Source organism: Streptomyces sp. NPDC054840, from assembly GCF_053611065.1.
Genome location: NZ_JBSGZP010000402.1, coordinates 1 through 6,825 on the forward strand (window position 1 = coordinate 1; position 6,825 = coordinate 6,825).

Below are 6,825 nucleotides of genomic sequence, written 5' to 3' on the forward strand. Positions count from 1 at the left end.
CCGGGTACGGCGTGACCCCGTCGACGGGCGGCAGAGCCGGGAACGGCGTCGCGGGCGGGGTGTCCACCGGAGCCGGCTCCGGAGCGACCTCCTCGGCCGCGGGCAGGGGTACGGGCACGTCGCCGACCGGGGCCGGAACCGCAGTCGGGGCGTCGAGCGCGGGCGCCTCCTCGACGGGCGCCGGTGCCGGGGCCGGGGCCGGTGCCGGAGGGGCGAGGGGGGCCGGTGCCGGAGCCGGGTTCGCGTACGGCGGGGCCGACTCGACCGGAGCGGGCGCCGGAGGGGCGATCGGTGTCGGAGCCGGAGCCGGTGCCGGGGTCGAGACCGGGGCCGGAGTCGAGTACGGCAGGGCCTGAGCCTGGGCCGCCGGCGCCGCGTCGACCGGCGCCGCGGGAGCGGGCGGGAACGGAACCGGCAGCCCCGCGCCGTCGGACGCAGTCCGCGGAGCCGGCGGAGCGATCCGCATCGTGGAGGGCGACTCCAGCTCCGACGGGCGGTGGGGCTCGAAGCCACTGCCCTCGGGGAGCCCCGGCACCTGGGCGGCCGGGGCCCCGCCCTGCATGTACCAGGCGGGCGGGGTGTAGTCGATGGTGAACTCGCCCGTCACATCGGGCTCCGCGTCGGACTGATCGTCCGTCGGGACGTCCCACGTCCCGCCGCGCCTCTCGTTCCGATCGCCGCTCACTGGTCCTCCTGGTCTGTCGAACACTGGTCCGGCGCCCACCTCGCCGCGCCCGGACCCAGCCTAATCGCGTCCCGACGCCACTGTCCGCCCCCCTTGGAGGGGCCGGGTCAGTCGATGCGCCGGGCCCCGCCCAGCAGGCCCGTCTCCGCGTCCGTGCCCTGGGTCATCACGAACTGCCGGTCCCGGGGCGTGCACCACAGGGTCACCCCGTCGCCCAGCGTCGGCAGGGAGTCCACCGCCTGTCTCGGGAGCCGCATCAGGCGCCCGATCTGCTCCGCCTCGTCGGGGGACACCCGCTGCACGCCCACCAGGGACGACTGTTGCAGGAGACGCGGCGCCGTCGGGCTCAGGTACGGCAGCAGGGTCAGCACCGACTGCCATGGTCCGGCCACCACGCGCCCGCGCGGCGGCCGCATGCCGCAGTCGCGGATCACCAGCACCGGGCTGCCCGCCGAGGCGCCCTGCGGCGGGATCCGGCCCACCTCGTGCAGCGTCACGCACTGCTGCCCGCCGCCCGCCGCCTGCGCCAGCCCCGACCACACCTGCCCGCGCCCGGTCTCCACCGCCACCCGCGCACCCGTGGCCGCCGCGCGCAGCGCCAGCACCTGTGCCGTCCACAGGCCGCCGATCAGCGTCACCTCGTACGGCGTCGGCCGGTTGATGCCGAGCACCGCCGACCGGCCCTCGGCGTCCACCCCGATGACGACCCCGTCGTCCCCGACGGGCAGCGCCAGCAGGTCCAGGTCCGCGGCGGGCACCACGTGCCGCTCCCGACGGGGGCCGACCAGCCCGAATCCGCCCCTCATCGCGCCCCTCCCAGCGGCAGCGAAGCCAGCAGCCCCGGCACCTGTTCACGGTCGAGCCGGACCAGCCCGGTCTTCACGCCGCGCGCCGTCCTTTCCAATTCCCGGCGCGCCACGACGAGTTCCTCGTCACTGCGGCCCGTCACCCGTACGTGTCCGGTCAGGGTGACGCCCTGTCGCTCCGCCGGGGCCATCGTCAGGCTGAAGTTGGTCGCGAGCGCGGGCAGCGAGGTGAGCAGCGCCACGAACTGCGGCAGCGCCGCCGCACCGGTGCCGCCCAGCTGCGGCCATCGGCCTATCCAGTACGTCGTGTGCCGCCGGTCGTCGCAGCGCCAGGTCCGCGAGGTCTCCTCGGTGCGCCGCCCGGTGCTGTTCGACCGCCCGGCCTGGGTGATCGCCATCGGGTTCGCGCACGAGGAGGTGGCCAGTGCCGCCGTCAGCTCCTGCTCGGTCAGTACGGTGGCCGTGAACCCGGCCCCGGCCAGCCGGCTCGCCAACTGGTCCGCCGCGCGCACCAGACAGCGCTGCGCTCCGGCCACCCCGCCGCCGCGCGCGGTGACCGCCTCCGGGCACAGCTCCGGGTCCAGCTTGAGCGCGATCCACGTCAGCCGGACCGCCGGGGTACCCGTCCGGGCCTGCAGCGGTGCGTAGTTGCGGGTCGCCATCGACCGCTCGGGCAGGTGCGGGGCCGGCGCCGGCTGGGTGTGCTGCACGAGCTGCGCGGACTCCAGCCGGATGCCGTCCACTTCGAGGATGTCCCGTACGACGGCCAGCGGCAGCGGCCGCGCCGCCCGGTCGGGCCGCAGCGCTGTGGCGTCCGTGTCCACCTGGACGACCGCGGTCAGGAAGGTCCCGTCGCCGACCATCCCGACCGGACGCCGGTCACGGTCGCTGAAGGTGAGGGTGCGCAGCGCCGGATCGGCCTCGACCAGCGGGGCGAGCCCCGGCTCCGTGCCCGCGGGCACGGCGAAGGCGGCGGCCCGGCGCCGGCGGGAACGCAGCGCGAGCGCACCGCCGATCCATTCCGGCAGGGAGCGCTGGTGGCGGCGTACGACCGCGAGCACCACCAGGACGAGCGCCAGGACACCGGTGGGAACCAGCAGCAGCGGTTCGACAACCCAGGCCACCAGCAGGACGGCCGCGGCGACTTGGAGCAGCACGAGCTGTTGCAGTCGGAACGGTCCGAAACGGCCGGGGCTCGACTTCGGATGCGGCGTCACCCCGACACGTGCCGGTGCGGGCGCGCCGGTCTGCTGCTCCGTCGCGGTGGCCATCACTCGCGCACTTCCCCTTTCCGGGGCCAGACCCCGTGAGTCCGGGCGCTGCGCGGCACCTGCCGCACGACCCCGGAATCTCCCCAATCCACCCCAACAAGCCCTGATTGACCCGGTGTGGAGGGGGCTGGGCGGCAGCCTCACCCTACCCGGCCCCTTCATACCGTCCGTCAAGAGGCATAGTAGGTGCCCGGTCCGACAATCGAGGCCCGGGGACCGTACTCACCGGCCGGGCCGTGCGGGGAGAAGCAGGCGGTCATGGCATCACGACGTGATGAGCTCAACGCGTACACCTTTGCGAAGCGGCGCACGGTGGCCGCGTTCCTCCAGCCATCCGCCACGGGAACCGAGGAAGGCGCGCCGCGTCCGCTGCGCGCGGTCCTTCCCGGGCTGATCGTCGGCGCGCTCGTGCTCGCCGGGTTCGGCGCCTGGGGCATGTTCAAGCCGACGGCTCCCAAGGGCTGGGCGGAGCCGGGGGCCAGGGTCATCGTCGGCAAGGATTCGACGACCCGGTACGTGGTGCTGACGACGAAGGTGGGCGGCAAGGACCAGACCCGGCTGCATCCGGTGCTGAACCTCGCGTCCGCCCGACTCCTGCTGGATCCCTCGAAGTTCAAGGTGATCCAGGTCGAGGACAAGGTCCTCGACGCGGGCAAACCGCCGCGCGGCCCCATCATCGGCATCCAGTACGCCCCCGACCGGCTCCCCTCGAAGGAGGACGCCGGCAAGGCCAAGCGCTGGGCCGTCTGCCAGCAGCCCGGCGGCAACGGCCGTGGCGTGCAGACCGCCACCTTCGTGCTCGCCGACCGCGAGGCGGCCAAGACGGACGACGCCCGCAGGCTCACCGACACCCAGTCGCTGTACGTGCAGAGCACGGCCGCGGGCCAGGAACGCTACCTGGTCGACGCGGCCGGGACGAAGTACAAGTTCCCCGAGGGCACCCCGGCCGCCGGGACGATGACCAACGCGCTGGTCGGCACCGGCGCCACCCCGCAGCAGGTCAGCCCGGAGTGGCTGGGGACCCTCAATTCCGGCGACGACCTGTCCTTCCCGGCGCTGCCCGGCAAGGCCGGTACCGACGCCGGGGTGAAGGGTCTGGGCACCGCCGACAACAAGGTCGGGATGGTGCTCCAGGCGCAGACCGGATCCGGCGCACAGCACTACGTGGTGCTGCCCGGGAAGGTCGCCCCGGTCTCCGACTTCGTGGCCTGGCTGCTGATCTCGGCGCCCGCGACCGACGGCCTCAACATGCACGGCAAGCCCCGCGAGGTCGACCTCCAGTCGATCAACCCGGACCCCGCGCCGTTCGCGGGCGACATCAAGTGGCCCCAGGAGAAGACCGAACGCATCAACCAGACGACACCGCCCGCCGGTAACCAGTCCAGCGGGGCCAACAACCGCGACACGGTCTGCAGCGTCCTGCGCTCGGTCGACGGCCAGGGCAACCAGACCCTGAGCACCTGGGCCGGCACCGGATTCCCGATCGACATCACCGCCAGCGGCACCAGCGCGTACGTCACCCCGGGCTCGGGCCTGCTCTACACCCAGGTCCAGGGCAAGCAGACCACGGCCGGCGGCTCGCTCTTCCTGGTCACCGACACCGGTCTGCGGTACGCCGTCCAGGCCAACGGCGACAGCGACAGCGAGCAGTCGAAGATCGGCGCGCCCGACCAGTCGAAGGCCGGTGCCGAGGTCCGCCCCGAGGCCAGCCAGGCGCAGGTCCGGCTCGGCTACGGCAGCGTCAGCCCGGCCATGGTGCCCATCGCCTGGTCGGAATTCCTCTCCAAGGGGCCGCGCCTGGACACCAACTCCGCCCGTCAGCCACAGGGTTCGTGAGGAAGCCGCCGATGACCCACACCCACGCGTCCCGGCGGACCCTCCTGGCCGCCGCTTTCACCCTCACTCTCACCCTCGCCCCGGGCGGCGCGGGCACGGCCGCCGCGGCCCCCGGCACCGCTCCGCGGCCCCCGTACGCGCTGCGCCTCGACGGCGCGGGGGAGTGCACCTTCCCGATGAAGAAGCAGATCGAGGACCGGCCCTGGGCCCTCCAGCGGCTGCTGCTCGACGAGCTCTGGGCGCAGACCAAGGGCAAGGACAAGAGCGGGAACAGCGTCCGCGTCGCCGTCATCGACACCGGCGTGGACCGGGCGAACCCGCAGCTCAGCGCGGCCATCGACACCGGAGCCGGCAAGGACTTCGTCGACCCGAAGGGCGGCGACGGCACCACCGACACCGTCGGCCACGGAACCAAGGTCGCCGGGCTGATCGCGGCCCGCCCCCAGCAGGGCACCGGCTTCGTCGGCCTGGCCCCGGAAGCCACCATCATCCCGATCCGGCAGAACGACGGGCAGGGCAAGGGCAACGCCGCGAACCTGAGCCAGGCCATCGACCACGCGGTGGCCAAGGGCGCCCAAGTGATCAACATCTCACAGGACACCGACGCGCAGCTGTCCGCCGAATCCGATCTCGGCAAGTCGGTCCAGAAGGCCGTCGCCGCCAACGTCGTGGTGGTGGCCTCGGCGGGCAATGACGGCATGAGCGGCCAGAAGCGCAAGACCTACCCGGCGGCCTTCCCCGGAGTGCTCGCCGTGGGCGCCTCGGACCGCAACAACGAGCGGGCCGGGTTCTCCCAGCCCGGTGACTTCATCGGGGTGGCGGCGCCCGGCGTCGACATGGTCTCCACCGTTCCCGGCTTCGGCCAGTGCATCGACAACGGCACCAGCTTCTCCGCGCCGTACGTCGCCGGAGTCGCCGCCCTGCTGCGCGCCGAGCACACGGACTGGTCCGCGCAGCAGATCGTCTGGCAGATCCAGAACACCGCCGAACGGGCGGTCAACGGCCGTGACGACTACGTGGGTTGGGGTGTCATCGACCCGGTGCGCGCGCTCTCCCACGACCAGCAGACCCCGAAGGCCCCGGTCCCCGACCCGGGCCCGCCCCCGGCGGCGGCCCCCGAGGCGGCGGCGCTCCAGCTCACCGAGACGGCCCAGGAGCGCGAGGAGCGGTTCGGCACGTACGCTCTCGGCATCGGCGCCGTCCTCATCGCCGTCATCGCGGGCACCGCAACGGTCGTCCGGGATGCACGCAGCCGCCGACGCCGTTTGCAGTGAACGGTCACAGTTCATCTACGGAAGCGCCCTGCTGGTGTTGGGCCTGTGCGATGAACTGGCTAGAGTGGCACCAGGCTTCACGAGTGTGATCGGGGGATCGCGTGAAGCGGAGGGGGACGCCCAGGCGCGTGGCTTACAACCGCGCCGGGTCATGCCCGCTCCGCTGCGCAATCCGCCGGTTCTGCCGGCGAATTGAGAAGTGAGGAGCTTCGATGAGCACGAACACCTTCGGACTTGCAGACGATCCGGTCGTCCAGGCGAAGAACAAGATCGAGGAGACGGGTAACGCCGTCACCAAGCAGGCGCGCGAGCTGGCCGACATCATCGCCACCGTGAGCGCCGGCTGGACCGGTGTGGGCGCCTCCGGCTTCGTCACGGCCCAGTCGACGCTCAACGACAGCCACGATGAGATCCGTCGGCTGCTCGGCGTCCTGCACAACGCCGTGGCGCAGACGAAGAACCTGAGCAACGCCCAGGACGACGAGGTGCGTGCCGCGTTCAAGAGCGTCCAGGGCTCGGCCGGCGGCAACAGCTCTGGCCTCAACGCCATCTGACAGCGCGCCGTTCACCACCCTGCCGCACCGATAAGGAGAAGAACATGTCTAACGACGGGCACACTCGGGTCCGGTATGAGTCGGTCCAGCAGATGGCGGACCGCATCCGGATCGTCTCCGGGAACATCATCAAGGACCTGGAGCAGATGGAACAGGCCCTGAAGGTCGTCACCGACACCTGGGACGGTGAGGCGCACCGCGAGTACGTCACCCTCCAGGGCAAGTACAAGAGCAAGGCCAACACGATGCAGACCGAGCTGGAGAAGGTCGCCAAGCTCATCGAGCGCGGCAAGGACGACTACCGCGCCACCGACAAGCGGGCGTCGACCCTCTTCACCGAGGCCTACTGAGTCCGGCGGGACCCAGGTCTTCCGACGCCGAAGGGGCGCGCCCGTACCG

At 72.5% G+C, this 6,825-nt stretch carries 7 protein-coding genes; 4 read left to right on the forward strand and 3 right to left on the reverse strand.

The window, feature by feature from the left end:
* The 3 genes from ACWGIU_RS25040 to eccE all read right to left on the reverse strand — a co-directional run.
* Positions 1 to 685: SCO5717 family growth-regulating ATPase (locus ACWGIU_RS25040; protein ID WP_453709288.1), on the reverse strand; the 685-nt coding region annotated here is incomplete at its 3' end.
* Between the two features lie 107 nt (positions 686 to 792).
* Positions 793 to 1,491, reverse strand: a complete 699-nt coding sequence (locus ACWGIU_RS25045; protein ID WP_382546625.1) for a hypothetical protein — start codon at positions 1,489 to 1,491, stop codon at positions 793 to 795.
* Complete coding sequence (gene eccE / locus ACWGIU_RS25050; RefSeq protein ID WP_453709291.1) at positions 1,488 to 2,762, reverse strand: type VII secretion protein EccE; 1,275 nt, start codon at positions 2,760 to 2,762, stop codon at positions 1,488 to 1,490. The genes ACWGIU_RS25045 and eccE overlap by 4 nt, the downstream gene beginning before the upstream one ends.
* A 258-nt stretch (positions 2,763 to 3,020) precedes the next feature.
* Here eccE and eccB point away from each other — a divergent pair, with 258 nt between their 5' ends.
* The 4 genes from eccB to ACWGIU_RS25070 all read left to right on the forward strand — a co-directional run bounded on the left by eccB (position 3,021) and on the right by ACWGIU_RS25070 (position 6,776).
* The gene (gene eccB / locus ACWGIU_RS25055; protein WP_453709293.1) at positions 3,021 to 4,598 is read left to right on the forward strand and encodes a type VII secretion protein EccB; all 1,578 of its coding nucleotides are present in this window, start codon (positions 3,021 to 3,023) and stop codon (positions 4,596 to 4,598) included.
* An 11-nt stretch (positions 4,599 to 4,609) separates the two neighbouring features.
* Entirely contained in the window at positions 4,610 to 5,872 is a 1,263-nt protein-coding gene (gene mycP / locus ACWGIU_RS25060; RefSeq protein ID WP_453709295.1) for a type VII secretion-associated serine protease mycosin, read from the forward strand.
* A gap of 212 nt (positions 5,873 to 6,084) precedes the next feature.
* A complete protein-coding gene (locus ACWGIU_RS25065) occupies positions 6,085 to 6,426 on the forward strand; it encodes a hypothetical protein (RefSeq protein ID WP_453709297.1) in 342 nt (113 codons plus the stop codon).
* Positions 6,427 to 6,470: 44 nt separating this feature from the next.
* Positions 6,471 to 6,776, forward strand: coding sequence for a WXG100 family type VII secretion target (locus ACWGIU_RS25070; RefSeq protein WP_453709299.1), 306 nt, complete (start codon positions 6,471 to 6,473; stop codon positions 6,774 to 6,776).
* Positions 6,777 to 6,825: the final 49 nt, after the last annotated feature.